We start from the raw sequence: 25,869 nt of genomic DNA on the forward strand, positions 1-25,869 counted from the left end.
TCTGGCCCGGTGGGGTAAGGCCCGGCGTCGGTCACCGGTCAGAGGGTACCGATGCCTGGTAGAGCCGTTGTCACGCCACCCACCTGAATCCTCATGCTAGTCCAGGGTCGTATGGATGTTCGATCCCTCGATGGGGTGACGCGAACATCACGTTCCCTTCCAGGCATGAACCATTTAGGGTTCGGGCACGTCCTCATGAACAACCGGCAACCCGCCGGGAGGATGCGACCACACACAGCAATGCGAAACCCGTAGAGCGATGCAATACGGCTCATTCGCCGCCAACCGGCAGCAGACAGCCACCTTCGGTAGAAGTTTCGAGGAAAAGCCACGAGCGGGAACGTTTTCGGCCTGGTTGGATGTTGACCCTGGTACGACAGCTCGTCGAGCTAGAGAAGAGGCGACGTGACTACTGTTCTGACACCCGCGAGCCCCCTGACGGCCGCTGACCGCTGCGACCGCTGCGGCGCCCAGGCATACCTGCGCGTCGTCCTGACGAGCGGCGGTGACTTGCTCTTCTGCGCCCACCACGGACGCAAGTTCGAGCCGGAACTCAAGAAGATCGCCGCAGAGATACAGGACGAGACGGATCGGCTCACCGATGTGCCGGCCCGCACGATGGGCGACGAGCACTGACGCTTCTCATCCACGACGAGCCAGGAGCCGGTACCTGAAGACCGGCCGACGGGCGGTCACCCCCGCAGCACCAGGGGGTGACCGCCCGTTCTCACACCGTCAGAACCGCTGGGGCAGCACCGCGGAGACCCGCGTGTACACCCCGGGGTTCTCCGCCTGGCCACAGCCGCTCCCCCAGGACACCAGGCCGATCAGCCGGCCCTTGGCCACCAGCGGGCCTCCACTGTCCCCCTGGCACGCGTCCCTGCCCCCTTGGGGATCACCCCCGCACAGCATGGTGTCGCCGCGGTACGCCACGCCGCCACGGCCCGGGTACGCGCGTTCACAGGCCGCGTCCGGCAGCACCTGCACCGGCGCCGAGCGCAGCGACATGGCATACGTGCCGTTCCCCGACGTGTCGCCCCAGCCGTAGACGTCGGCCGCCGCCCCCGGTTCCTGGGCGGCGTCGCCCGGGGCCGCCACCGCGATCACGGACGAGGCCGGCAGCGCCTTCTCCAGGGTGAGGACCCCGAGGTCCCCCGAGTTGGTCGACGGGTCGTAGTCCGGGTTGACCCAGGTCCCGGAGACCCGGATCTCCTCCCCGCCGCTTCCACGCAGCGACGTGCGGCCCGCGATGACCTTGAAGTCGGGCAGCTGCCAGGGCTCGCCCCCGAGGGCCTCACGGCCCAGACAGTGGGCCGCCGTGAGCACCTTGGTGGGCGCGACGACCACCCCGCCGCAGAACTGTCCCGCCCTCGTACCCCCGAACCGGTCACGGCTGGAGAGCGCGACGACCCACGGCGCGTCGGCGATCCGGGCCGGCTGACCGCCGACCACGACACTGTCCGCGGCCGCGGGTGCGGCGGCGGCGAACGGCGGTGCCGCCGCCGCGATCAGGCCCAGGGCACCGGTCAATGCTCGGGCGATGGGACGACGCATGAAGCCTCCTGACTCTCCGGTGATGTCGGTTCACCCAGAGTCGTCCACGCCCGCCTCCGCCGCACGCGCGCACGACGAAGGCCCGGCCCCCGTTTCGGGGAACCGGGCCTTGCGTACGTCGCTGCCGAGGATCAGTCGAGGTAGTCGCGCAGCACCTGCGAACGCGACGGGTGACGCAGCTTCGACATGGTCTTCGACTCGATCTGACGGATGCGCTCACGCGTCACGCCGTAGACCTTGCCGATCTCGTCGAGCGTCTTCGGCTGCCCGTCGGTGAGACCGAAGCGCATGGAGACGACGCCCGCCTCACGCTCGGAGAGCGTGTCGAGCACGGAGTGCAGCTGCTCCTGCAGCAGCGTGAAGCTGACCGCGTCGGCCGGGACGACCGCCTCGGAGTCCTCGATGAGGTCACCGAACTCGCTGTCGCCGTCCTCGCCCAGCGGGGTGTGCAGCGAGATCGGCTCACGGCCGTACTTCTGGACCTCGATGACCTTCTCGGGGGTCATGTCGAGTTCCTTGGCCAGCTCCTCCGGGGTGGGCTCGCGGCCCAGGTCCTGGAGCATCTGGCGCTGCACACGGGCCAGCTTGTTGATGACCTCGACCATGTGCACCGGGATGCGGATGGTGCGGGCCTGGTCGGCCATGGCGCGGGTGATCGCCTGACGGATCCACCAGGTGGCGTACGTGGAGAACTTGTAGCCCTTGGTGTAGTCGAACTTCTCGACCGCGCGGATCAGACCCAGGTTGCCCTCCTGGATCAGGTCCAGGAAGAGCATGCCGCGGCCGGTGTAGCGCTTGGCCAGCGAGACCACCAGACGGAGGTTGGCCTCCAGGAGGTGGTTCTTGGCGCGGCGGCCGTCCTCGGCGATGATCTCCAGCTCGCGCTTGAGCTTGGGGGCCAGCTTGTCGGAGTTCGCCAGCTTGTCCTCGGCGAACAGACCGGCCTCGATGCGCTTGGCGAGCTCGACCTCCTGCTCGGCGTTGAGCAGCGGGACCTTGCCGATCTGCTTGAGGTAGTCCTTGACCGGGTCCGCGGTGGCACCGGCGACGGCGACCTGCTGCGCCGGCGCGTCGTCCTCGTCCTCGTCGGACAGGACGAAGCCCTTGTTCTCGCCCTCGGTCTCTTCCTCGTCCTTGCCGGGGGCGGCGTCCTCGAGCAGCTCCTCGCCCTCGATCAGCTCTTCGTCGTCCTTCTTGGACGTCTTCTTCGCGGCCGTCTTCTTGGCCACGGTCTTCTTGGCGACCGTCTTCTTGGCGACGGTCTTCTTGGCTGCGGCCTTCTTGGCGGGCGAGCCGGCCTCGTCGGACGAGTCCGCGCTGTCAGCCGCCGAGGCCGCGCCGGCGGCCGAGACGGTCTTCGTCACGGTCGTCCTGGCGGTGACGGTCTTGGTGGCGGTGCGCTTGGCCGGGCTCTTCGCAGCGACGCTCTTGCGGGCGCGCTTCGGCGACTCCGCTGCACTGACCATCAGCGTCACACCCTCTTCCTCGAGGATCTGATTGAGGCTGCGCAGAACATTCTTCCACTGGGTTGGCGGAATCTGGTCAGCCTCGAAGGCCCGACGCACGTCATCGCCGGCGATCTGCCCATCAGCCTTTCCCCGCTCGATGAGCGCCATCACAGACTCGGACTCGGCGATCTCCGGCGGGAGCGTACGGGATGTGCTGGCCGACACGAACAACCTCTCGGAACGATGGAAAACGGCTTCCGGCCCCGCCCTGGATCAGGCTGGAGCCGACGACCGCCGGCCTGGAATGTGCCGACGGCGCGGGTTGGACCGGGGAACTGCACAGCGCCCTCAGCGGCGGCTGTATTCCTTCCTCGACTGTCACCTCTTAGGTCATCGCGCGGCTTCGAGGAGTGTTACGCCCAATCCGCGTGGCCCGAGTCACACCCCATTCACGTCCATTATTGAACGAAACGGTCGGAAGGTGACTCGATCGGCCCGATCAGCCGGATCTACATGATCATCCCGACTCGCCGCGATCGGCCCGTTCGGCATGATCCGCCCGCCCGACGGGACAGGCCGGCTCGACGGGAGGTCCGCTCGATGGGACAGATCCGCTCGGCGGGACGGCACGCGGCACACGGCCCGCCGGTGCGACACGCCCCGCCCGCCCGGCACGGCCCGCCGGTGCGACACGTCCGGCCGCTCCGGCACGGCTCGAGGGTCCCAGCACGGCCGACCCACCCGTGACGCCTTCGCGCCGCCAGGCCCTGACGCGGCCGGGGGCGATTCCTCGCCCCCGGACTCCGCTCAGGTCGGGCGGCACGCGACGGGCGTGTCCCGCCGCTACCGGCCACGCCGCCACGGCGCGCGTCAGTGCTCGCGGGGAGCCGGGACGACCCGCTCCACCTCGGGGTGGACGGTCAGCAGCTGGCGCATGGCCGTCTCGGCACCATGGGCGTCCCCGGCGGCGAGGGCGTCGACGATCCGGGCGTGGTGCGCGAGGCAGGCCTCACCGGGGCGGTCGCAGCCGGTGACAGGGGCGCCGGACACCTGGAGCGCGGCACCGACGATGCCGGAGAGGTGCTCCAGCATGCGGTTGCCCGCGAGCTGGATGAGCAGGGCGTGGAACTCGGCGTCCGCGCGGGAGAAGGTGATGCCGTCGCCCTGGGCGTAGGCGTGCCCCATGATCTCGACCATGTCGGCGAGGCGCTGCTGGACGTCCTCACGCCCGTGACCGGCGGCGAGCCGGGCGGCGAGGGGCTCGATGGTCCAGCGCAGCTCGTTCAGCTCGCGGCGCTGGTCGTCGCGCTGCGGGCCGAAGGCGCGCCACTCGATGATGTCGGGGTCGAGGAGGTTCCAGTCGCTGACCGGCCGGACCCGGGTGCCGACGTTGGGGCGGGCGCTGACGAGGCCCTTGGCCTCCAGCACGCGCAGCGACTCGCGGACGACGGTGCGCGAGACCTCGAAGCGCTGCCCGATCTCCTCCGGCACGAGGGGGCGGTCGGCGCCGAGGTCGCCCGAGACGATCATCTGGCCGAGCTGCTGGACGAGCTGTCCGTGCAGTCCGCGGCCGCGGTTGCCGGTGCTCCTGCGGCCGACGCGGCCGAGGTCGGCCTCCGCCCCCTCCCAGGCGGGCGGGCCGACGCGGTCGGCTCCGGGCGCCTCCGCGTAGGGGTAGCGGTCGAGATCGCCCGGGGCGCCGAGGCCGGACTCGACGGAACGGGCGGCGGTCATCATCGTGTGCGCAAGGGTACTCACGCATCCTTTGTCGGCGTGCCTCTCGTGACCCTTGAGGTCTTTGGTGAAAAGCACACGAAAGGGTGATCGCCACCCCCTACACAATTGACGATTAATCAGACATAAGGGGCACTCCCCAAGGGAGTTGACGGCAGACCGGAACCATTCGGTCCGATTGCGATCACCAACGGGCCCTGCCGCGAAGGCCCGTGAACACATAGGCGCAGAGCAGGACCGTCAATGTCAGCGCGAGCGCCACCCCTACGGGCTGTCCGACCACCTTCAGCGCCCCCATGACCCAGCGGTCCGCGGCCGAGGACCACTCGACGCTCGCGAACTCGCGGAGCCGGGCCGGGAGTCCCGCCACGGAGCGTCCGGACGCCCCCGCGAGCGCCGTCCGCAGCGGCGGGGCGAAGAGCACCGGTACGGCGAGGACCGCGGCGACCCCGGCCGCGGCGGCCCGGAAGACTCCGGCACCGAGCACCCCGGCCCAGGCGCAGCCGATGACGAGCCCGAACCAATTCGCGGACAGCGTCGCCCAGTTCTTCGGTACGGGGATCAACTCGCCCCCGTAGACGAGCCGCAGCGCCTCCAGGTCGACGACCACGGCCAGGACCGCGAGAACCGCGCCGACGGCCGCCGCGACGGCCAGTTTGGCGAGCAGCAGGCCGAGGCGGCGAGGGACGGCGCCGCGCCCGGTGGTGAGCGCCGGGTAGCGGTACTCCTCGGCGAAGGAGAAGGCGCCGAGCAGCCCGGCACCGAGGGCCGCGGGCGGCAGCGGGGAGATCCCGGGCCAGCCGGCCAGGACAGCGGGCAGCGGGGTACGCCCGCTGCGGGCCAGCAGTACGGAGAGAGTCACGGAGACGAGCAGGACGCCCACGCCGACGAGGAGGGTGGAGGGCACACCGAGCAGCCGGCGGATCTCGTAACGCAGGGGCCGCAGCGGCGAACGGTTCGGGGCGCGGCGCGAACGGGGAGTGGGACGCCCGTCCGGGCCGGCCTCGGGGGGCCGGTCAGGGGTCTGCTCAGAGGTCTGCTCGGGGTTGGCGGGCGCGGGCGAGGGGTCGGGAGCGACGCTGCCGGGCGCGCCGCGGTCGGCCGTGAGGGCGTCCGCGGGTGGGCGGCTGTCGCCGGTCTCGTCGGCCAGGCGATGGAGGAGCACGCCGTTGCGGAAGGCGGTCTCGCCGACGGTGGCGCAGTCGCTGCCGTAGACGGAGAGGTGGTTGCCGCCTTCCGTGACGATCTCGACGGGGCGGCGGGCGGCGCGGGATTCCTGGGTGAGGAGAGCGGCGAGCCGGGTCGCGTGCGGGGTGCGGACGGCGACCCGGGGGCGGAGCCGGGTGCGGGCGAACTCGGCGGCGTCCTGGTCGGCGGCGAGCCGCCCGCCGTCGAGGGCGACGACCCGGTCGGCGTTGCGGGCCGCGTCCTTGGCGTCCGTGGTGGTGTAGAGCACGGTGCCGCCCTCGTCGGCGTGGGCGCGCAGCAGTTCGTACAGCCAGACGCTCTCGCGTACGGAGAGTCCGGCCGCGGGTTCGTCGAGCAGCAGCGCGTGCGGGTCGCCCAACAGGGCGGACGCGAGGCCGAGTCGGCGGTCCATCGCGAGCGGCAGGGTGCCGATCCGCTGGTCGTGGACGCCGGTGAGGCCGACCGCCTGGAGCATGTCGTCGGCCCGGCCGCCGGGCACTCCGGCGGCGGCGCAGAGCATGCGCAGCTGACTGCGCAGGGTGCGCGAGGGGTGTCCGGGGACGTCGCCGAAGAGAACGCCGACCTCGCGGGCCGGGTGGGCGACGCGGTGCAGTGGCCTGCCCCGGAAGTAGGTGACGCCACGCCCCGGTTCGAGCTGGAGCATGAGGCGCAGGGCGGTGGTCTTGCCGGAGCCGGCCGGCCCGAGCAGGGCGGTGACGGTGCCCGGCCGGGCCTCGAAGGTGAGATCGTCCACGGCGGGCGGGCGGTCCCGGCGGGGGGTGCTGGTAAGTCCGATGGCCTGGAGCATCGCTTCTCTCGCGGGTAGGTGAGACCGCTCCGCGGCAGGGCGGCTATCCCAGCAAGATAACGCCACATTTCGGACTTTTGGCGCAGGGTTGGCGGCTCGGGGCGGCCGGGAAACCGCCCGTCAGACCTCCGGGCGGAGCATCGGCGGGTTCAGCAGGGTGGCCCCACCAGCACGGAACAACTGGGCGGGGCGGCCGCCCTGACGGGTCGTGGTGCCACCGGCCGGAACGAGGAAGCCGGGCGTGCCGGTCACCTTCCGGTGGAAGTTGCGCGGGTCGAGCGCCACTCCCCACACGGCCTCGTAGACCCGGCGGAGCTCGCCGACCGTGAACTCGGGCGGGCAGAACGCCGTGGCCAGCGAGGAGTACTCGATCTTGGAGCGGGCACGCTCCACTCCGTCGGCCAGGATCCGGGCATGATCGAAGGCGAGCGGCTCCGACTTCCCGTCCTCGTGCGCTCCGGCCCCTTCCAGCCCCAGTAGGTCCTCCACGGGCGCCCAGCGCGCGCTGTTGGCGTCACCGCCCGCGCGCGGCGCCGGAAGGTCCGGGGCCAACGCCAGATGCGCCACGCTCACCACACGCATGCGCGGGTCCCGGTCGGGCGCCCCGTAGGTCGCGAGCTGCTCCAGATGCGCCCCGGTCCCGGGTACGGGCCCGGGGGTGCCCGGGTCGTGCACGCAGAGCCCGGTCTCCTCCACCAGTTCGCGCGCGGCGGCCCCGTCCAGGTCCTCGTCCTCCCGGACGAACCCGCCCGGCAGCGCCCAGCGCCCCTGGAACGGCTGCTCCCCCCGTTTCACGACCAGGGCGCACAGGGCATGGCGCCGCACGGTGAGCACGACCAGGTCGACGGTGACAGCGAAGGGCGGAAAGGCCGACGGGTCGTAGGGAGGCATGCCGCGATCATAGTCGTCTCCCTGACGATAAACACGCCTCAGGGAAGGATCACCTTCCATTCCTCACACCCCCAGCTGGAGGCCGGGGGCTGCTTCCTCGACCATGCCGAGGCCCAGCCTGCCGACGCGGGCCGCGAACGGCTCGCCCGCGACGCGCAGGCCGGACAGCCGGACCTCACCGAGCGGGGCCGAGCGCAGCGGATGCAGGGAGACGGTCCGGCCGGGGGCGTCCGGGCGGACTCCGATCAGCACAGTCAGCAGGTGGAGGGGCGCGGCGGCCGCCACCGCCGCGGGCCGGCAGGCGGCCGGGTGCGGCACGGGCCGCGAACCGGACGTCCGCCGCTCCCCCGCGTACATCTCGGGGAGGCGGTGGTCGAAGGCCGCCGCCGCGTCGACGATCCCCCGCAGCAGCGCGGCGGCCTCCGCTTCGTACCCCGCCGCGGCGAGCCCCGCGACGCCCACCGCCGTCTCGTGCACCCGCACGGCTCCGGAGCGGTGCCCGAACGGGTTGTACCCCGGCTCCTTCGTGCCGAGGCCGCGCAGCCCCCAGCCGGAGTCCATCGCGGGAGAGGTGAGCAGCCCGGCCATCCGCTCGGTCTGGCTCTTGTCGAGCAGCCCGGGCGCGGGGCGGCCCCCGGCCGTGAGTCCGGTGTCGAGGAGGTGCGCCGCCCAGCCTCCGAGGTACGGCAGGAGGCGCCCGTCGGGGGTCCGGGCGAGCGCGGGGCGTCCGCCGTGCGGGTCGTCGAGCCAGAACCGGTCCCGGAACCGGTCGCGCAGCGCCCGCGCCCACTCCCGCCAGGCTTCCCCGCCCGGCCGCCCGCAGCCGTCGAGGAGGTCGGCGCCGAGCACGGCGGCCCGGTGCGCGTGGGCCTGGGTCTCGGCCCGTGCCGGTCCGGCGGGCCCCGACTCCTGGACGAACCCGCCGGCGTCGAGGGCCCCGCGCAGCCACTCCAGGCACCGCTCGGCCGTGGGGAGCAGTTCGGTGAGGTCCTGCTCGGGCAGGCCCCAGCGGCGGGCTTCGGCGAGCACGACGGGGAAGGCGAGGGTGGCCTCGACTCCGGTGCATCGGGGCGGAAGGTGCGGGCCGGCGTCCCTGAGCGGCCCGGGGATGCGGCCCGATTCGAGGCCGGCTCCCCGGAGTTGGGTGCGGGCCAGAGCGCGGAGCGTGGTGACGGCCAGCCGGGTACCGAGCGGAAGGGCCATGCGGGCTGCCCAGAGGGCTTCGGCGGTGACGGGTCCGCAGCGCCAGGGCACTCCGGCCGCGAGGTGGACGTCGGCGGGGTGGGCGGGGTCGCGCTGGAGCAGGGCGCGCAGGTCGTCGGTCGAGGCGGCCAGCAGCTCGCCGAGGCGGGGGTCGTCTCCTTCGGCGGCGGTGTCGGCGAAGATGTGGCCACCGGGGCGGCCGGCGCCGGCACTCGGGTGCCGGGCGGCCCGTTCGCCGCGGACCCGGAGGGTGAGGGTGAAGGTGCCTCCGGGGGCGAGCTCGGCCTCCCAGCGGAGCAGTCCGGCCGCCGCGAGGGAGTCGGTGGGTGGAGGGTCCGCCATGACCGCTGCCGCGCTGCCGTCGGGGGCCGTCCAGCGCAGCCCGGTGCCGTGGACGCTCGCGGAGAGTTCGGGTCCGGGCCGTCCGGCCGCCACCGCGCCCAGATCCGCGAGATCCGTGCCCAGAACGATCTCCACGGGGAGCCGCAGGGCGCGGGGGGCGGAGCTGCGCAGGGTGATCCGCTCCGTCCCGTCGGCCTCGCGTGATCGCTCCACGGTGAGCCCGGGGTCGGGGCCGGTGTCGCCGGACGTGCGCACGACGCCGAGGAAGTCGGCGCGGTCCGCGGTGGTCGACCGGCCCTGGAGGGGGACGGGTTCGCGACCGGCGACGCGCAGGACGCAGCGGGAGAGCAGCCTGCGTCCGGAAAGGTAGACCCCTTCGAGGCCCGCGCCGGTGAGCTGCGCGTGCCGCGCGCTGACGGCGAGGGCGGGCAGGGCGACGCCGACGAGGGCGTCGTGCACTGCGGGCAGTTCACCGGGGCGGCTCGCTCCGGTGGCTCCGGCGAGGGACGGGCGTCCGGCGGGCGGCCCGGGGGCCTGGGCGGAGCTGGGGGCCATGACGGGTGCGTGAAGCTCTCTGTGCGGTCCTGGCGGCTGGGCCGGCCCGGACGGCGGGCGCGCCGGGAGCGGTCGGGGCGCCGGCCGCTTTCGGCAGTGGTGCGGCGGTCCGGCTCGTGCGGAACCGCCACACAGGTGAACGCCGCCACGCCCCGCGGGGTCACGGGCCTCATCCGCCGCTCCTCGTCCCCCGCCGCCCGGCCCGCCGGACCACCGCGCTCTTCGGCGCGATCGCCCCGCGCCGGACGGCTCCTGCGTCGCGCACGGGCGCGCGGCCCGCTCCGCTCCGGCGGGTGGTCCGCATGGCGGCCACGCGGGGGCGCGGTCCGGCGGGCCGGTCGGCGACCCGCTCGCGATTCCGCGCCGCCGTCCGGCCGCCGGGCCGCTCCGTCGCCCGGCCGGGGTCGTGGTCGGAGGCCTGGTCGTCGTTGTCGTCCGGATCCGGTTCCCCGGCCGCCGCCGCGTGTCGGGTGTCGCGCTCGGCACGGAGGCAGCTGCGGAGGGATTCGGGGTCGAGGCCCTCGTTGCACGCCTGGTGCAGCAGGCGGGCGAAGAGGTATTCGGGGTCGGCGTCCAGGGCGAGGCTGAGGGCGACGCGGGCGGAGGGCTCGTCGCCGCAGGACCAGGCGACCCAGCCGGCCAGTGCCAGCGGGGCCGCCGCGTACTCCTGGTAGGGGGCGACGCAGCGACGGGACAGTGCCCGCCAGAGCCGCAGGGCCCCGGGAGCCTCGGGGCCTTCCATCCATTCGGCGGCCTGGTCGCGGGTGTCCCGGTCCTGGAGTCCGATGATCAGCGCGGCGGCCTCCTCAGGAGTGAGGCGGGCGTCGTCGGCGGCGTCGGCCGGCACGTGTCCCCGGCCCGATGTGAGGTCCGCCCGGCCGAAGAGCACGTCGTGGGGACTGTCGGCGGCACCGGCCGTCGGGCTCCCGGGCGGCTCCGAGAGCCGCTCGATCAAGGTCCGGGCGAGCTCGATGGTGGTCGCGCGGAGCTCCCGCCTTCCCTGTCCGGCGGGCGCGTCGAGGATCTTGGGCACGAGGGCGCGGGCTGCCTCGCCCAGGGCCGCGCGCTGGGCGGAGGTCCGCGACGGATCGGTTTCGGGCTCCCTCGGCTTCAGCCGGGCCTCCATGTCCTTGAGGGATCCGCGCACCTGGATCCCCGCGTAGGCCGCGGACGCGGCCATCACCGTCGTACCGGAGAGGGCGAGGGGTGTGCCGTCGGGTGGGCAGCAGCGGTTGTTGTCGGGGCAGCAGTAGGAGAAGTAGAGGCCGTCGGAGATGCAGAGGGCTTCGAGGACGGGGACGTCCAGGGCGCCGCAGGCGGTGCGCAGGCGCTGGGCGAAGGGGCGCAGCCGCTCCATGACCCGGCGTCCGGTCTCGCCGGGGCCGGGGTCCTGGCAGAGGAAGACGACGATGGCGTCGGGGCGTTCGTCGCGCCTGGTGCTTCCTTCGACGAGGCATTCGGCCAGGTGCTCGGCGGTCTCGGGCCACTCGTGGGACGAGCGGGGGATGCCTAGCCTGGCCCGGCCTCCGAACCGGCCGCGCTCGCCGTGGAGCGCGACGAGCACGACGGAGTCGCTGGGGTGGAAGCCGAGCATGAACGGCAGAGCGTCGGCCAGCTCGGCGGGGCCACGCAGAGTGATCTGCGGTGCGGCGGAGCCATGGGATTCATGGCGGTTCGTGTTCATAGTCAGGACGGTCCCGCGAACAGCCCCGATCGCGAAACCCCTGTGGATAACTCTCGGTGACCGTCACGGCAAGTTATCCACAGGCAAGGCGGCCCGTTCGCGGATTGTCCGACCGATCGGGTTGCATGGGGGCATGACCCACGCAGACCGCCCCGAAGACCGCGCCGCCCTCCGCGCCGCCGCCGACACCGTGCTCGCCCGTCTCGTCTCCGACCCGACGGGTGCGGCGAGACTGCGCGAGGACCAGTGGCGGGCCATCGAGGCGCTGGTCGCGGACAGACGCCGGGCCCTGGTCGTGCAGCGCACGGGCTGGGGCAAGTCGGCGGTGTACTTCGTGGCGACCTCGCTGCTGCGCGAGCGCGGGGCCGGCCCGACGGTGATCGTCTCGCCGCTGCTGGCGCTGATGCGCAACCAGGTCGAGGCCGCGGCGCGGGCGGGTATCCGCGCCCGCACGATCAACTCGTCGAACCAGGAGGAGTGGGAGACCGTCCAGCAGGAGGTCGCCGCCGGCGAGGTGGACGTGCTGCTGGTCAGCCCGGAGCGGCTGAACAACCCGGACTTCCGCGACCAGGTGCTGCCTCGGCTCGCCGCGGCCACGGGTCTCCTCGTGGTCGACGAGGCGCACTGCATCTCGGACTGGGGCCATGACTTCCGGCCGGACTACCGGCGGCTGCGCACGATGCTGGCGGATCTGCCGGCGGGTGTGCCGGTGCTGGCGACCACGGCGACCGCGAACGCCCGGGTCACGGCGGACGTCGCCGAGCAGCTGGGGACCGGCGGGGACACGGACGCACTGGTGCTGCGGGGGCCGCTGGACCGCGAGAGCCTCAGCCTCGGCGTGGTCCGGCTGCCGGACGCCGCGCACCGGCTGGCATGGCTCGCCGACCATCTCCACGAGCTGCCGGGCTCCGGGATCATCTACACGCTGACCGTCGCCGCGGCCGAGGAGGTGACGGCCCATCTGCGCCAGTGCGGGCACACCGTCTCCTCGTACACGGGCCGCACGGAGAACGCCGACCGCCAGCAGGCGGAGGACGACCTCCAGGCGAACAGGGTGAAGGCGCTGGTGGCGACCTCGGCACTCGGCATGGGCTTCGACAAGCCGGACCTCGGCTTCGTGGTGCACCTCGGCTCGCCGTCCTCCCCCATCGCCTACTACCAGCAGGTGGGGCGTGCGGGGCGCGGTGTGGAGCACGCGGAGGTGCTGTTGCTGCCGGGCAAGGAGGACGAGGCGATCTGGCAGTACTTCGCGTCGGTGGCGTTCCCGCCCGAGGAGCAGGTGCGACGCACTCTGGACGTGCTCGCGCACGCGGGCCGGCCGCTGTCGCTGCCCGCCATGGAGCCGCTGGTCGAGCTGCGCAGGACCCGGCTGGAGACGATGCTGAAGGTCCTCGACGTGGATGGGGCCGTCAAGCGGGTGAAGGGCGGCTGGGAGAGCACCGGGCAGCCCTGGGCGTACGACACCGAGCGGTACGCCTGGGTGGCGCGGCAGCGGTCGGCGGAGCAGCAGGCCATGCGGGAGTACGCGGCGACGGACGGCTGCCGGATGGAGTTCCTGAGGCGCCAGTTGGACGACGAGGAGGCGGCCCCGTGCGGCCGCTGCGACAACTGCGCGGGCGTCAGGTTCGACGCGAAGGTCTCCGACTCGGCGCTCGACACGGCGAAGGGGGAACTGCGCCGGGCGGGCGTGGAGGTGGAGCCGCGGAAGATGTGGCCGACCGGTCTCGCCGCCGTCGGCGTGGACCTGAAGGGCCGGATCCCGGCCGGGGAGCAGGCCTTCGCGGGCCGGGCGCTGGGCCGGCTCTCGGACATCGGCTGGGGCAACCGGCTGCGCCCGATGCTCTCCGACGGCGCCGCGGACGGCGAGGTGCCGGACGATGTGGTGCAGGCGGTGGTGCGGGTGCTCGCCGACTGGGCCAAGGGTCCGGGCGGTTGGGCCTCGGGCGGGCCGGACGCGCCGGCCCGGCCGGCCGGGGTGGTCATGGTCGCCTCGCATCGCAGGCCCCGGCTCGTGGGTTCGCTGGGACGGCGGATCTCCGAGATCGGCCGGATGCCGCTGCTCGGCACGGTGGAGTACGCGCCGGAGGCGGCCGACCTGCGGATCTCCCGGACGAACAGCGCGCAGCGGGTGGTCGGACTGCAGCGGGCGCTGGTCGTGCCGGACGATCTCGCGGAGCGCCTGGCCTCGGCGGGAGGGCCCGTCCTGCTCGTCGACGATCTCTCGGACAGCGGCTGGACGTTGGCGGTGGCGGCGAGGCTGCTGCGGCGCGCGGGAGCGGAGGGGGTGTTCCCGCTGGTGCTCGCCGTCCAGGGGTGAAACGGGGAGTGAACAATGGGCAACTGGGCAGGGATATGAGAGGCATACCGGATCATTCCAGTCAGCGGCCTCAATTGCTCGTTGCCGCTCGCGCACGGGCCAGGAAGAATCGGAATCCACCCCGCACGGCCCGTACGCGGTCCGGTTGGACCGTGCCGTGGTGCGCCCTCACCACCCGACCCCGCCCGCGGAGCGGGCGCGTATCCGAAGGGAGGATCGTGACCCTCGGATTCGCTCCGGCCTCAGCTTCTTCCATCAGTTCGTCGTCCGGGTCGTCCAGCCGCCTCGCTCGGATGCTCGAACCGGCGGAGTGGGCCTCGGCCGGGATCCCGCTGCTGCGCAACCCCCGTGAGGTCGTCAGCGGCCTGCACTCCCGGCACCTGCCCACCCCCGCGACCGCGGTGGTCGCCGTCCTCGACCACGAGGAACGGCTCGCCGCCAGCGCCTCGTTCACCCGCCGGTCCAGCCCGGCGGACGGGTGGGAGTTCCGCAACGCGCTCCTCGCCCACCTGCGCCGCGTCCTCCCGCACGATCTGCGCCGCCGTACCCCCGTGCGCACCGCCGTCCTGCTCTACTGCCGCGAGGGCGACGAGCGCTGGACGGAGGAGGACGGGGCCTGGATGTGGGGACTGCGGGACGCCTGCACGCTCCACGGGCTGCGCTGCGGCGCGTACATCACGCTCACGCGAGGGGGCTGGCAGGTGCTCGGCGAGGGCCGGGGAGGCCGACGGCCCAGCTCCGACTCTCCCCCGGTGCCGCTGGGTGAGGAATCCGGTTTCGAGCGGCTCGTGCCCCGCATAGCGAGCGGGGCACCGGAGCCGCTGCGCCGGGCCGCCGCACGCTGAGGCGACGCCCACCGGAGAGCCGGCGGACTAACACCCTGGACGGCTCTCCGTACGAGCCGACCGGCCTCGGTACGAGCCGACCGCTCTCGGCCGGGGAACGCACCCACGCCCGGCCGCCCGCTCAGGGGCAGCCGGGTCGCGGGCAGAGGCGTCGGTCAGACGCCGGCGCCGAGCGCGGCGTTGACGCGCTCGGCGTCACCGCACACGATCAGCAGCGCGGTCGCCCGCGTCAGCGCCTCGGGCAGGGAGCGCGAGACGGCGTCGTCGGCACCGCCGTTGACCGCGACGACCACCACGGGACGGGCCGCGGCCCGCTCCACGGCGGCGGCGTCCGCGAAGAACACGTCCTCGCGGGCTTCCTGCTGCGCCCAGTAGGCGGTCTCACCGAAGGACAGCTCGTGCGCCGCCCAGGGGTGCTGCTCGCCGGTGGTGAGCACCAGCACGTCGCCGGGGGCGCGGCCGGACTCCAGCAGCAGATCCACGGCTTCCTCGGCGGCGTCGAGCGCGCCGTCGGCGGTGGCGGGGATCAGCTGGATCTGGGCACCGGACCGCAGGTCGGAACGATTCTCCGCAGCGGCGGGAGGGGTCGGTCCCGCAGCGGGCTGCGGGCGCGGCACCGGCGGCGTGGGCCGGGCCGGACCGGGGCCCGGGTGGCCGGGCCGCGGGGCGGCCGCGGTGCGCGGGCCGGGTACGGGTCGGGGGGTCGGCACGGGGCGGCCGGCGGCCGCGGTCGCGCGGGGACCCTGGGCACTCTCGTGAATCTGAGACTCCTCGGGGATGAGAGGCATGGGTGGATGTCTATCAAACGCCGTCGCGGGAAGCTCCGGCGGGTGGGCGCGCTGGGGCGCCCCGGCCACGGGAAGGGCTCCGCCGAGGGGATCCCGGCACGGGATCCCGCCGGAGGATTCCAGCGGCCGGAAGTCAGAAGTCGAAGCCGAGTTGGCCCCCGCTTTCCAAAGCGGCCGCCTCGGCGGAGACGCGGACCTTCTTCAGGTGCCGCCAGCGGGGCATCGCGTCGAGGTACGACCAGGAGAGCCGGTGGAACGGGGTGGGCCCCAGTTCCACCAGCGCGGCCTTGTGGACCGGCGAGGGGTACCCCGCGTTGGCCCCGAAGGCGTACGCGGCGTACTGCTCCGCCTCCGCCTCCAGCTCGCCCATCAGCGCGTCACGCCGCACCTTGGCGATCACGGAGGCAGCGGCGACGGCGATGCAGGACTGGTCGCCCTTGATCACCGTACGGACCTGCCAGGGGCTGCCGAGGTAGTCGTGCTTGCCGTCGAGGATCACCGCGTCGGGGCGTACCGGGAGGGCTTCCAGGGCGCGGACGGCGGCCAGCCGGAGCGCTGCGGTCATCCCGAGGGCGTCGATCTCCTCGGGCGAGGCGTCACCGAGCGCGTACGCCGTGACCCAGTCCTGGAGCTCGGCGGCGAGCGCGGTGCGTCGCTTGGGGGTGATCAACTTGGAGTCGGTGAGTCCGGCGGGGGCCCGGCGCAGGCCGGTGACGGCAGCGCACACGGTCACGGGACCGGCCCACGCCCCGCGTCCGACTTCGTCGACCCCGGCAACGATCTTGGCGCCGGTGGTGGCCCGGATCGATCGCTCGACACTGTGGGTGGGTGGTTCGTACGGCATGGCGCCAGACAGGTTACGCCGATCAATACCTCCACCGGTACCCGGATTCCATCTGGTGACCCGCACTCGACCGAATCCCGACCCGTTTCGGGTCCCGCTCAGGCCTCGTCCCAGCCCCGGCCGGCCCGCGCCCGGCCCCCTCCGGACCCGTTTCCTGTCCTCCGTCACGGCCCGGCCCCCGCCCCAGCTCCCCAGCAGCGGCACCATGACCCGGTCGATCATCTCGGCGATCCCGGCGACGCTCCATTCGCTGCCGCACACCTTGGCGCGGTACGTCATCATCGCCGGGATGACGGTCGTGGGCCAGGCCCCCGGGGGCGCCCGCGCGGGCCTCGGGTGGGCGGTTCGCTGGGCCTGTCGATCCTGGTCACGGTCTTCGGTACAGCGTGTGTCCGGGGTACCGGTCAGGGGGCGCCGTACGGGTCGGCGTCCGGGTCGTAGCCCTCCTCGCGGCTGGGTGGGTCGCATTCGTCGGCGGTACGGGTCAGGGGGCGCGCGTCCAGGATCTCCCGGGCCCTGGTCTCGGCCAGGCTGGTGGCGTACCAGCCTCCCTCGTCCTCGCGGAGCCGGGTGTCGATGTCGACGAGCGCGCAGGAGCGCAGGGGTTCGGGGAGCCGGTCGAGGGCGGGGACGGCGTCGGCCGAGAGCCCTTCGAGGTAGTCCACGTCGATCTTGCCGAGCCGCTCGTGGCGGTCGACGTTCTGCCGGGCGATGACGGCGTCCGGCTGGATCAGGCCGAAGACCAGGACGAACCCGGCCGCGCTGGCGGCCAGCGCGCGCGGCAGCAGGCGCGCTCCCCAGATCCCGGCGGCCATGATCAGCAGGAGGGCGACGCCCAGCCAGATCTCCATGGTGGCGACGGAGATCCGCAGCCGGGTCAGGCCGTACGCGTCCACGTACAGGTCCATCCTGCGCAGCGCGGAGGCGACGACGACGAGGGTGAGGACGCACAGGGTGCCGAGCACGCTGCGCACGAGCCGTCGGTCCCCCGCGTCGGTACGGGGTGCCCAGCGCATTGCCAGGCCGATCACCGCCAGGGTGAGGAGCGTCGCCGTGAGCAGTTGCCAGAAGCCCTGGCGCGCGTACTCCGCGTACGTCAGGCCGGTCTCGCTGAGCACCTTGTCGTAGCCGCCGAAGAGGACGGCGAGCTGTATCGCGTTGAAGGCGGCGAACAGCAGGTTCAGGACGACGAGCGGAAGGGCCCACTCCAGCCGGTTGCGGGGCTTGCCGGGGGTGAAGGCCAGGCGGTCCCAGCGGAGCGGGGCGGCGGCGGTGCGGGCGACGGCGATGGCGCCGAGCAGGCCGAGCAGGAAGCACAGGGTGCGCCAGGGGGCCTGTTCGATCGAGATGTCGGGCATGAGTGAGCCGAGCAGGTCGGCGAAGGCGGCGTCCGCGCCGGCGAACAGGGCGCCGAAGACGACCAGCAGGCCGAGGGCGATCAGGCCGGTGCGCAGGATGGGGCCCCATCGGCCGCGCGAGCCGTCCGCGCGGTCGCGGACCCCGTGCCAGACCCACATCAGGCCGCCGCCGACGGAGTCGAAGAGTCCGACGGGTCCGAGCAGCATGCTGGGCCAGCCGCGGCCGCCGTGCAGGGCGAAGCCGGTGAGGCCGATGGCGGCGACGACCGCGAGGAAGGTGGGCCAGCCGGCGTCGCTCAGTGCGGGGACGGCGAGCAGGGCCGCGCCGCCGAGGGCCCAGACGAGGGTCCAGGGGCGGAGTCGCCGGCCGGCGGCGCGGGCGGCGAAGGCCCCGGCGACGGTGGCGGGGACGGCCACGAGCAGCAGGTTCACCCCGGCCCCGTCGCCGAGGAGCAGGGCGGCGAGCAGGGCGGTGGCGACGATCGCCCAGAGCGTCGCCGCGGTCGCGGGCCCCGGTGCCGGGGGCCGCAGCTTGCTCACGGGGCGCGGCCTCCTCGGGGGCGCCCAGGGGTGCTGCGGCGGGTATCCGGGCGCGCCGCGCCACGGGGGCGGCGGTCCGCCGGGCCATCCCGGCGGCGGTCCGCCCGCGGGTGGCCCGCCGGGCTGCGTGGCCGCGACGGCCCGCGCGGGCGAGCCCGACGGACCGCCGGGGGTGGATCCGGCGGCCGGCGTGGCCGCGGGCGTCGGCCGCGCGGGCGGCGGAGCGTCCTGCGGTGTGCCGTCGCCCTTCCTCGGCGGGCCGTCCTGCGGCGGGCTGTCGTTCGGCCCGCTATCCTGCGGCGGCTGTGCGGACGGTGTGTCGGTCACGGGACCCCCTCCCGGCCCGGCGCCCGCCGGCGCGGCCGTGCGGCGGCGCCCGGTGGTTGCCGGGTGTCTCGTCGACGCGCTCTTGTCATGATCAGCGCTTCGGAGTGGCCGACTCTAACCGCGCCCCGCCCCCGCGAACCCGCTCGGTGGCCCCTGTGGCAGGACCGTGACACTCCGCCCCGGCGTGGGCCGTGGCGGTCGGGCGTCGGGGTCCGTTACGAGGAGACCTCGGTCGGCACCCAGGCGGGCAGCTGTTCGGTCTGGTCCAGCCATGCGGCCGGGGGCGCCCCAGCCGGGGTGGAGGCGACGACTCCGCCCGCGATGGCGCAGGTGGTGTCGACGTCGCCGCCCACGGCCGCCGTCGTCCAGAACATCCGCTCGAAGTCGCCGAGCGAGCGGGCCGCCGACCAGAGGGCGAACGGCACGGTGTCGTGCGCGCTGGTGCGCCGGCCGCTGCCCAGCACCGCCGCGACCGTCGCCGCGTCCCCGTAGTCGAGCATGTCGCGGGCCCGGCGCAGGCCGGCCCCCACGGCGCTGCGCGGGACCAGGGCGACGACGCCGTCGAGCAGCGCCTCGGGGGTGGGCGGCCCCGCGGGGTTCGCGGCGAGCGCGGCCGCCGCGGCGACGGCCATCGCTCCGACCACGGCCTCACGGTGCTGGTGTGTGGTGTAGGCGGAGATCTCGGCCTGGTGGGTCGCCTGTTCGGGGTCGTCGGCGTACCAGGCCCCGAGGGGGGCGATCCGCATGGCGGCGCCGTTACCCCAGGAGCCCTGGCCCTTGAAGAGGGCGGCTGCGAGTTCCCGCCAGTCGCCGCCTTCCCGGATCAGCCGGAGCATCCGGTTGACGGCGGGGCCGTAGCCGCGGTCGAAGTCGTGGTGGTGGGCGAAGGACGCGGCGAGGGCGTCCTGGTCGATCCGGTCGTGGGCGACGAGCACGGCGAGAACGGAGCAGGCCATCTCGGTGTCGTCGGTCCACTGCCAGGGACCGGCGGGCGGCTCGTGCCGCTTCAGCAGGGGATAGTGGGCGGGGACGAAGTACTGGGAGCCCAGTGCGTCCCCCACGGACAGCCCGCGCAGGCTGGCCAGGGCGCGGTCGAAGCGCCGGTCGGAAGAGGAATCAGCGGTCATCGCTCAGCCACTCTATCCGGTGGGGCCGTACGGTTCCGGGGTACGCCAGCGTGCGAAGGGCCGGTCCAGCCGGTACTTCCCGTCCTCGCCGAGCAGCAGCGTCCTGGTCTCCGCGTTTCCGGGGTTGGACAGCGACTCGAAGTCGGCGACCGTCCAGTGGAACCAGCGCATGCAGAACAGCCGCATGGTCAGCCCGTGGGTGACGAGCAGGACGTTGGGCGGATGATCGGGGGCCTCGAAGCTGCGGTAGAGGCTCTCCAGGAACGCCCCGACCCGGTCGTACACGTCGGCGCCCGACTCGCCCTGGGCGAAGCGGTAGAAGAAGTGTCCGTACGCGTCCCGGTAGGCCTTCTGGAGCCGTACGTCGTCCCGGTCCTGCCAGTTGCCCCAGTCCTGCTCGCGCAGGCGCGGCTCCTCCCTGACCCGCACGCTCCCCGGATCGAGCCGGAAGGCACGCAGGGTCTCGTGCGTCCGCCGGTACGGCGACACATAGACGCTGACCTGCTCCTCTCCGAAGAGTTCCCTCAGCCGTCCCCCTGTCTCCTCCGCCTGCCGCCATCCGGTCTCGGTGAGCCGGAGTGCGTGGTCGGGCTCCCGCTCGTACACCGTGTCATCGGCATTGCCCTCGGACTCTCCGTGCCGTACGAGGACGATGCGCCGCGGTCGTGCCATGGGTCGACCCTAGATCGCCCCGCCGTGGCGGGCTCAGTCGAGCAGGTGTCCGGAGTCCATCCGGCGTATCCGCCCGGTGAACCGGCGGCGCAGTTCGCGGTCGTGGGAGACGACGACCACGGCGCCGGGCCACTGCTCCAGCGCCTCCTCCAGTTCCTCGACGAGTCCGAGGGCCAGGTGGTTGGCCGGTTCGTCGAGCAGCAGGAGGTCGGCGGGACGGGCGAGCAGCCGGGCGAGTGCCAGGCGGCGGCGCTGCCCGGCGGAGAGGCTGCCGACCGGGACCCGCAGGTCGGCGGGGCGGAACAGCCCGTAGGAGAGGAGCAGTTCGGCCTGCTCGTCCTCGGTGAGCGGGAGTCCGCGGCCGAAGGCGGCGAGGACGCGCTCGGCCGGGCGGTGTGCCGGTATCTCCTGGGCCAGGAATCCGGTGCGTCCACGGCGGGTGACCCGGCCGGTGTCGGGCTCGACCAGGCCCGCCATGACGCGGAGCAGGGTGGACTTGCCCGCCCCGTTGTCCCCGTGGATGAGCAGCCGGTCGCCCGCGTCGACGGTCAGGGTGTCGATGCCGAGGCGGTCGGCGACCCGCACGCCGTCGAGGGCGAGCAGCTCGCCCTCGGCCCGGCCGGCGACCGGCCGTGCGGTGAACGCGAGAGGCTTCGGCGGCTCGGGGACGGGGTCCTGGTGGAGCCGGCGCAGGCGTTCCTGGGCGTTGCGCACGCGGCCGGAGACGGAGGCCTGGACGCGGCCGCCCGCGCGGTCGTAGGCCATCTTGTTGTTGTCCTTGATGGTCCGTCCGGGTGCCACGCCGAGCGCGGTCGTCGTCGTGTACGCGGCGAGTCGGGCGGTCTCGGCGCACCACTCGCTGTGGGCCTGCTCCCAGCGGCGTCTGGCGGCGGCCCGTTCGGCGCGGAAGCCCGCGTAGCCGTCGCCGTACCGCACGACGGTCCGGCGGTCGGCGTCGACCTCCAGGATCGCGGTGGTGACGCGCTCCAGGAAGACCCGGTCGTGGGAGACGGCCAGGACGGTGCCGCGGTGGGCGAGGAGGGAGTCCTCCAGCCAGTCGAGCGCCCCGGCGTCGAGGTGGTTGGTCGGCTCGTCGAGGAAGAGCACCTCGGGGGCGGCGGCGATCGCGCAGGCGATGCCGAGTCTGGCCTGCTCGCCGCCGGACAGGCTGCCGAGGCGGCGGTCCCGTCGGAGGCGGGCCAGGCCGAGGGCGTGCAGGGCCTTGTCGACGCGGGCGTCCGCCTCGTATCCGCCGCGCAGTTCGAAGGCGGTGAGCAGGTCGCCGTACTCGCCGAGGGTCCGTGTGTCGGCGGTGCCGAGTCCGGCCTCCAGGGTGCGCAGGCGGCGTTCCATGGCCCGCAGCTCGGCGAGGGCGGCGTCGATGGCCTCGCCGACGGTGGCTCCGGGCGGCAGCTCGGGGGTCTGGGCGAGCAGGCGGGTGCCGCCGTCGGCCGCGGTGACGGCTTCGCCGGAGTCGGGTGTGTCGAGCCCTCCGAGGATCCGCAGCAGGGTGGACTTGCCCGCGCCGTTCTCCCCCACGATCCCGATCCGCTCGCCGGGGCGCACGGTGAGCGAGACCTGGTCGAGCAGCAGCCGTTCGCCACGGGTCACGGTCACGTCGTGAAGGGAGATCTGAGTGGGCAAGGAGCACCTCCGTACGGGGCCACAGTGGATCGACAAACGCAACGGATGTCGCGTTATGGCGAGTGTGGCACACTCATAGCCACTAACGCAACGGGAGTAGCAATTGAACGAGCCGTCCGAGGACGAGAAGTCCCCCGCCCCCGGCAGCAGGCGGCCCGGCGGGCGTACCGCGCGGACCCGTGCAGCGGTCCGCGACGCCGTCCTGACCGGCCTGGCCGAGCATGGTTATCCGGCCCTCACCGTCGAGTACGTGGCCGAGCGTTCCGGGGTGCACAAGACGACGCTCTACCGGCGCTGGGGCGGCGTCGAGGGCATGGTCGCGGACGCGCTCGCGCTCGCCGGCGAGGACGCGTGGACGGCCCCGGACACCGGGAGCCTCGCCGGTGATCTGCGCGCGCTGGCCCGTGAGGTGGCCGACGCCTTCGCCGATCCCGCGGAGGCGGCCGCGCCGACGGCCTTCGTGGGCGCCGCGTTCCAGTCGGAGCGGGCCGCGGAGTCGCTGCGCGACTTCTACACGGAGCGCTTCCAGCGCTGCGAGCCCGTGGTGGACCGGGCCGTGGCGCGCGGCGAGGCTCCGGCCGGGACGGACGCGGGGGCGGTTGTCCGGGCGGTGTCGGCGCCCCTCTTCCTCCGCCTCTTCGTCACCCGCGAACCGGTGGACGCGCGCGTCGCCGACGGGGCCGCGCGGACGGTCCTCGCCGCGGTCGAGGCGGGCGCGTTCGTGCCTGAGGCGGGCGTCTTCGAGCGCGAGGCGGACGCGTTCGCCCACGAGGCCGACGCGCCGACACGGCAGACGCCCGACACCCCGGCCACCTGACTCCCGCGCGAACCCCCCGGGCGTCACACCGCCCGGCTCACACCGACGTCACACGGCCTGGCTCACACCGACGTCACACGGCCTGGCTCACACCGACGTCACACGGCCTGGCTCACACCGACGTCACACCGCCGGGCTCACACCGACGTCACACGGCCTGGCTCACACCGACGTCACACCGCCCGGAACACCCGCCCGTCACACCGCCCAAGTCGATTCGAGCTGCACCACATCGCCCGTCAGGGCCGCCACGTCGGCCGCGGTCTGCGCCCGCAGGCCGAGGCGCTCCACCCGCTCCACCCGGTACTTCCCGTGCTCGGCGGCCGAGTTCCACATCGAGAGCACCAGGAACTCGTGCCCCGGCGCCTCCCCGAACAGCCCCCGGAGCATGCCGGGGGACCCGGCCATCGCCGGGTTCCACACCTTCTCCTGCATGAGGGCGAAGTGCTCGGCCCGCTCCTCGTGGACGCGGCTGTGGGCCACCCGCGCCACGTCGGCGTCGGCGAAGCGCGGCTCGAAGCCGGTCTTCACGTCGAAGCGGTGGTCGAACAGCTTGACCTGCGCATTCTTGAAGGTGCCGGCCTGGGTGGCGGCGAGCCGATCGTGGGAGCGCGCCATGAACGAGTCGTAGAACGCCCGGCTCTCCCAGAACGCGAAGACATGGGCGACGTCGGGCCGTCGCCGGCTCCATCCGCCACCCTGCCCCCGGAAGCCCGGCTCACCGAGCAGCCCCGCCCATTTCCGCTGCCCCCGCTCGAACCCTCGACGGTCCACCACGGTGCAGCGAATCCACTTGACCAGCACCGCGCCATGGTACGGGGCGGAGCGACGCGCCGTCAGATCTCCGCGGACCGCAGTCGCACCAGACCCGCGGCCTCCTCGGCGTCCAGTTCGATTCCGAAGATCTCGGCCAGCGTCCCGGTCAACTCCTCCGGGGCGATCGTCCGTTCCTCAGTCGTGCCATCGACGCGCACGGACGTCATTCCGGACCGGACGAGGGACCTGCGCACCTCGGAGCCGGGCCGCAGGACCACCACCTGGCCGACGAAGCGCGACCGCGGATGACTGGAGCTGTAGTGGTTCATCAGCTCGAAGTCCACGGGGTACACGGAGTGCGGGGCGAACGCGTACAGGTCGGCCCACCCCTCCGGGCGAAGCGAGCGCAGCAGGTGGACGCCCTCGTCCTCCGCCACGATGCCGAAGACCCAGCCGTCCTGCTCGACCCGCGCGCCGTCGACCAGCGGGATCGGTTCCAGCGGGCCCTGCCAGCCGAACCCGGTGTCGGTGAGCCACTGTTCACCGTCGACCGTCACGACGAGCAGTGCGTGGGTGATCGGCGTCAGGGCGTCCCCGCGCGACCGGTTGCGGGCGCCGCGCCCCGCCACCTCGAAGCCGATCCTCTCCAGGGCGGCCGCGAAGAGCGAGTTCTGCTCGTAGCAGTAGCCGCCGCGCCGCCGGCCCACCAGCTTGGCCTGGACGCTCTTGAGATCGAGCGGGATCCGCCGCCCCAGCGCCACGTCGAGGTTCTCGAAGGGGATGGCCCGTACGTGCGCGCGGTGCAGGGCGCGCAGTGTCGGCAGGTCCGGCGCGGGCTCGCCCGCGTACCCGATCCGCGCCAGATATGCGTCCAGATCCAGCTCTTCCCCGCTCCACATGACGCATCCCCCGTCGACCGATGACATGTTGATCACATGACACCATGAACGAGTCGTCAGGATCCGTACAGGGAGAGGGGATTCATGGTGAGCGGACTCAACAAGGGGGTCGGCAAGGCCGAGGTGACGCTCAAGTGGGACCCGAGTCCGATGGGCACGCCTCCGCACGACCTGGACCTCGTCGCGGGGGTCTACACGGCGGACGCTCCCTACGGGCCGCCGGCCTATCTCGTGCACTTCGACAGCAGGTCCCCCGACGGCACGATCACCCTTCACCGCGACAGCCGTACGGGGCAGGGCTTCGGCTACGACGAGGCGATGACCCTGGAGCTGACCAGGCTCGCGCCGCGCTACGCGCGCGTGGTGGTGGGCGTGGCCCTGCAGCAGGGCGGCGGCCGGCTCACCTTCGGCCAGGTCGCGCACACGGGCGTCCTGGTGCGCGAGGGCTACACGGACCTGTTGGAGGACGATTTCGCGGCCGTGGCCGACGCGACCGCCGCGACGGTCGTCGAGTTCATCCGCGACGGCGCCGAGGTCTGGACCCTGCGGCCCCTGTCCGTCGGCTTCGACACCGATCCGCGCGACTTCGGCGCCCAGATGGGGGCGCGGCGCGCCTGACCCGGTGAGGGGGACCCGCCCGTAGGGCCGGTCCCCCGTTCCGTCACCGCGTGGTCCAGCCGGGAAGCGTGGGCAGCACCCGTTCGGCGACCCGCAGCAGCGCCGCGTCGTCGGGAACCGCCTCGTCCTGGCGCCAGATGACGATCTCGAAGGAGCCGCCGCCGTCCTTCGCGTCCTTGGCGACGAGCAGATGCCGGGCGATGCCTCCGGTGCCGGACTCGGCCTTGCTGCCGCCGCCGAGCGGGATCTTGAGCTCGATGGTCCGGTCCGAGTAGAAGACCGCCGTACGCCCCAGGACCCGCGTCGGCTCCGCCGTGCGCCCCAGCAGCTGTCCCAGTTGGGCGACCGGAAGGCGGTCGTAGGAGACCGAGAGGTTCACGGAGTACGTCGGGAAGCGGACGTCCCCCTCGGGCGACGCGATCTTGGGGCCCCGGGAGAGGCCGGTCCAGCCGTCGCTGCCCCAGGCGTTCTGCGCCTTCTCGCCGGGGGTGCCGAGGAGCGTCGGCAGGTCCGGCCGGTTCAGTGCCTCGCACAGCTTGTTCCCCGAGATGTACGCGGCCGGCCGCCGGCGCGGCGGAGGCGTCGGGTCGGCCGGGTCCGTCGCGGGCGTCACCGGCGCGCAGACGGCCGGCCCCTTCGCCGCTGCCTCCTCCATGCCGGTCTTGGCCATGTACCAGAAGCCGCCCGCCAGCACCGCCCCCAGGGCCAGCGCGGCGGCCACCTGTCCTCCCACGCTCGGCCCGTTCGCCGATCCGGCCGTGTTCCCGGTGTCCCCGCTCATGTTCCCCCCCGTGTCGTACGCGCGCGACGGCGCGGCGGCGAGCCTAACCGGTGATCGTTCCGAGGCGGACATGGATATCGGCGGTATCCACGGCCACGTGGGGGTGGATACGCGAAAGAGGGTGCCGAC

Annotated in this window: 21 protein-coding genes; 5 read left to right on the top strand and 16 right to left on the bottom strand. The window is 73.5% G+C overall.

Translation table 11 applies throughout. The features are described 5' to 3' along the window. Positions 1 to 405: 405 nt before the first annotated feature. Positions 406 to 636: a DUF7455 domain-containing protein gene (locus ACZ3ZE_RS26230; RefSeq protein ID WP_046910811.1), complete on the top strand. Its 231-nt coding sequence runs from the start codon at positions 406 to 408 to the stop codon at positions 634 to 636. 99 nt (positions 637 to 735) lie between these two features. Here the strand turns inward: ACZ3ZE_RS26230 and ACZ3ZE_RS26235 are convergent, their stop codons facing one another. From ACZ3ZE_RS26235 to ACZ3ZE_RS26265, 7 genes are all read right to left on the bottom strand, one after another. After that, positions 736 to 1,554: a serine protease gene (locus ACZ3ZE_RS26235; RefSeq protein ID WP_467260920.1), complete on the bottom strand. Its 819-nt coding sequence runs from the start codon at positions 1,552 to 1,554 to the stop codon at positions 736 to 738. Between the two features lie 131 nt (positions 1,555 to 1,685). Then, positions 1,686 to 3,227: an RNA polymerase sigma factor gene (locus ACZ3ZE_RS26240; protein WP_361177829.1), complete on the bottom strand. Its 1,542-nt coding sequence runs from the start codon at positions 3,225 to 3,227 to the stop codon at positions 1,686 to 1,688. A 645-nt stretch (positions 3,228 to 3,872) separates the two neighbouring features. After that, a complete protein-coding gene (locus ACZ3ZE_RS26245; RefSeq protein ID WP_361177827.1) occupies positions 3,873 to 4,760 on the bottom strand; it encodes a FadR/GntR family transcriptional regulator in 888 nt (295 codons plus the stop codon). A 160-nt stretch (positions 4,761 to 4,920) separates the two neighbouring features. Then, on the bottom strand, positions 4,921 to 6,732 hold the full coding sequence (locus ACZ3ZE_RS26250) for an ATP-binding cassette domain-containing protein (protein WP_467260922.1): 1,812 nt from the start codon (positions 6,730 to 6,732) through the stop codon (positions 4,921 to 4,923). 120 nt (positions 6,733 to 6,852) lie between these two features. Beyond that, positions 6,853 to 7,623 carry an NUDIX hydrolase gene (locus ACZ3ZE_RS26255; protein ID WP_361177823.1) on the bottom strand — a complete coding sequence of 257 codons (771 nt, stop codon included), beginning with the start codon at positions 7,621 to 7,623 and terminating at the stop codon, positions 6,853 to 6,855. 63 nt (positions 7,624 to 7,686) lie between these two features. Next, the gene (locus tag ACZ3ZE_RS26260) at positions 7,687 to 9,723 is read right to left on the bottom strand and encodes a glycogen debranching N-terminal domain-containing protein (RefSeq protein WP_467260924.1); all 2,037 of its coding nucleotides are present in this window, start codon (positions 9,721 to 9,723) and stop codon (positions 7,687 to 7,689) included. A 169-nt stretch (positions 9,724 to 9,892) separates the two neighbouring features. Continuing rightward, entirely contained in the window at positions 9,893 to 11,407 is a 1,515-nt protein-coding gene (locus ACZ3ZE_RS26265; protein ID WP_467260926.1) for a DUF4192 domain-containing protein, read from the bottom strand. A gap of 133 nt (positions 11,408 to 11,540) precedes the next feature. Here ACZ3ZE_RS26265 and ACZ3ZE_RS26270 point away from each other — a divergent pair, with 133 nt between their 5' ends. Further along, positions 11,541 to 13,724 (top strand): RecQ family ATP-dependent DNA helicase, encoded by a 2,184-nt coding sequence (locus tag ACZ3ZE_RS26270; protein ID WP_467260928.1) that lies wholly within the window; start codon positions 11,541 to 11,543, stop codon positions 13,722 to 13,724. 218 nt (positions 13,725 to 13,942) lie between these two features. Then, the gene (locus ACZ3ZE_RS26275; RefSeq protein WP_361177815.1) at positions 13,943 to 14,569 is read left to right on the top strand and encodes a hypothetical protein; all 627 of its coding nucleotides are present in this window, start codon (positions 13,943 to 13,945) and stop codon (positions 14,567 to 14,569) included. 155 nt (positions 14,570 to 14,724) lie between these two features. On the opposite strand, the gene ACZ3ZE_RS26280 is transcribed toward ACZ3ZE_RS26275, so the two are convergent. The 6 genes from ACZ3ZE_RS26280 to ACZ3ZE_RS26305 all read right to left on the bottom strand — a co-directional run bounded on the left by ACZ3ZE_RS26280 (position 14,725) and on the right by ACZ3ZE_RS26305 (position 21,869). Further along, positions 14,725 to 15,357 (bottom strand): hypothetical protein, encoded by a 633-nt coding sequence (locus ACZ3ZE_RS26280; RefSeq protein ID WP_361177813.1) that lies wholly within the window; start codon positions 15,355 to 15,357, stop codon positions 14,725 to 14,727. A gap of 133 nt (positions 15,358 to 15,490) precedes the next feature. Then, complete coding sequence (locus ACZ3ZE_RS26285; protein ID WP_361627710.1) at positions 15,491 to 16,201, bottom strand: ribonuclease HII; 711 nt, start codon at positions 16,199 to 16,201, stop codon at positions 15,491 to 15,493. 404 nt (positions 16,202 to 16,605) lie between these two features. Beyond that, positions 16,606 to 18,426, bottom strand: a complete 1,821-nt coding sequence (locus ACZ3ZE_RS26290; RefSeq protein WP_467260930.1) for a DUF4153 domain-containing protein — start codon at positions 18,424 to 18,426, stop codon at positions 16,606 to 16,608. 215 nt (positions 18,427 to 18,641) lie between these two features. Then, the gene (locus ACZ3ZE_RS26295) at positions 18,642 to 19,553 is read right to left on the bottom strand and encodes an ADP-ribosylglycohydrolase family protein (protein ID WP_361627716.1); all 912 of its coding nucleotides are present in this window, start codon (positions 19,551 to 19,553) and stop codon (positions 18,642 to 18,644) included. A 12-nt stretch (positions 19,554 to 19,565) separates the two neighbouring features. Next, entirely contained in the window at positions 19,566 to 20,225 is a 660-nt protein-coding gene (locus tag ACZ3ZE_RS26300) for a histidine phosphatase family protein (protein ID WP_361177803.1), read from the bottom strand. Positions 20,226 to 20,258: 33 nt separating this feature from the next. After that, positions 20,259 to 21,869 carry an ABC-F family ATP-binding cassette domain-containing protein gene (locus ACZ3ZE_RS26305; protein ID WP_467260932.1) on the bottom strand — a complete coding sequence of 537 codons (1,611 nt, stop codon included), beginning with the start codon at positions 21,867 to 21,869 and terminating at the stop codon, positions 20,259 to 20,261. Positions 21,870 to 21,972: 103 nt separating this feature from the next. Between ACZ3ZE_RS26305 and ACZ3ZE_RS26310 the strand changes: the two genes are divergently transcribed. Then, entirely contained in the window at positions 21,973 to 22,686 is a 714-nt protein-coding gene (locus ACZ3ZE_RS26310) for a TetR/AcrR family transcriptional regulator (protein WP_467260934.1), read from the top strand. A 198-nt stretch (positions 22,687 to 22,884) separates the two neighbouring features. Here the strand turns inward: ACZ3ZE_RS26310 and ACZ3ZE_RS26315 are convergent, their stop codons facing one another. Together ACZ3ZE_RS26315 and ACZ3ZE_RS26320 are read right to left on the bottom strand one after the other, a co-directional pair. Next, a complete protein-coding gene (locus tag ACZ3ZE_RS26315) occupies positions 22,885 to 23,490 on the bottom strand; it encodes a YdbC family protein (protein WP_361177798.1) in 606 nt (201 codons plus the stop codon). A gap of 32 nt (positions 23,491 to 23,522) precedes the next feature. Then, a complete protein-coding gene (locus ACZ3ZE_RS26320) occupies positions 23,523 to 24,341 on the bottom strand; it encodes an arylamine N-acetyltransferase family protein (RefSeq protein WP_467260936.1) in 819 nt (272 codons plus the stop codon). An 87-nt stretch (positions 24,342 to 24,428) separates the two neighbouring features. On the opposite strand from ACZ3ZE_RS26320, the gene ACZ3ZE_RS26325 reads away from it, so the two are divergent. After that, positions 24,429 to 24,959 carry a TerD family protein gene (locus ACZ3ZE_RS26325; protein ID WP_361177888.1) on the top strand — a complete coding sequence of 177 codons (531 nt, stop codon included), beginning with the start codon at positions 24,429 to 24,431 and terminating at the stop codon, positions 24,957 to 24,959. A gap of 43 nt (positions 24,960 to 25,002) precedes the next feature. Here the strand turns inward: ACZ3ZE_RS26325 and ACZ3ZE_RS26330 are convergent, their stop codons facing one another. After that, on the bottom strand, positions 25,003 to 25,740 hold the full coding sequence (locus ACZ3ZE_RS26330) for a DUF6215 domain-containing protein (RefSeq protein ID WP_361177794.1): 738 nt from the start codon (positions 25,738 to 25,740) through the stop codon (positions 25,003 to 25,005). Between the last annotated feature and the right edge of the window lie 129 nt (positions 25,741 to 25,869).

Source organism: Streptomyces sp. NPDC023157, assembly GCF_055560575.1.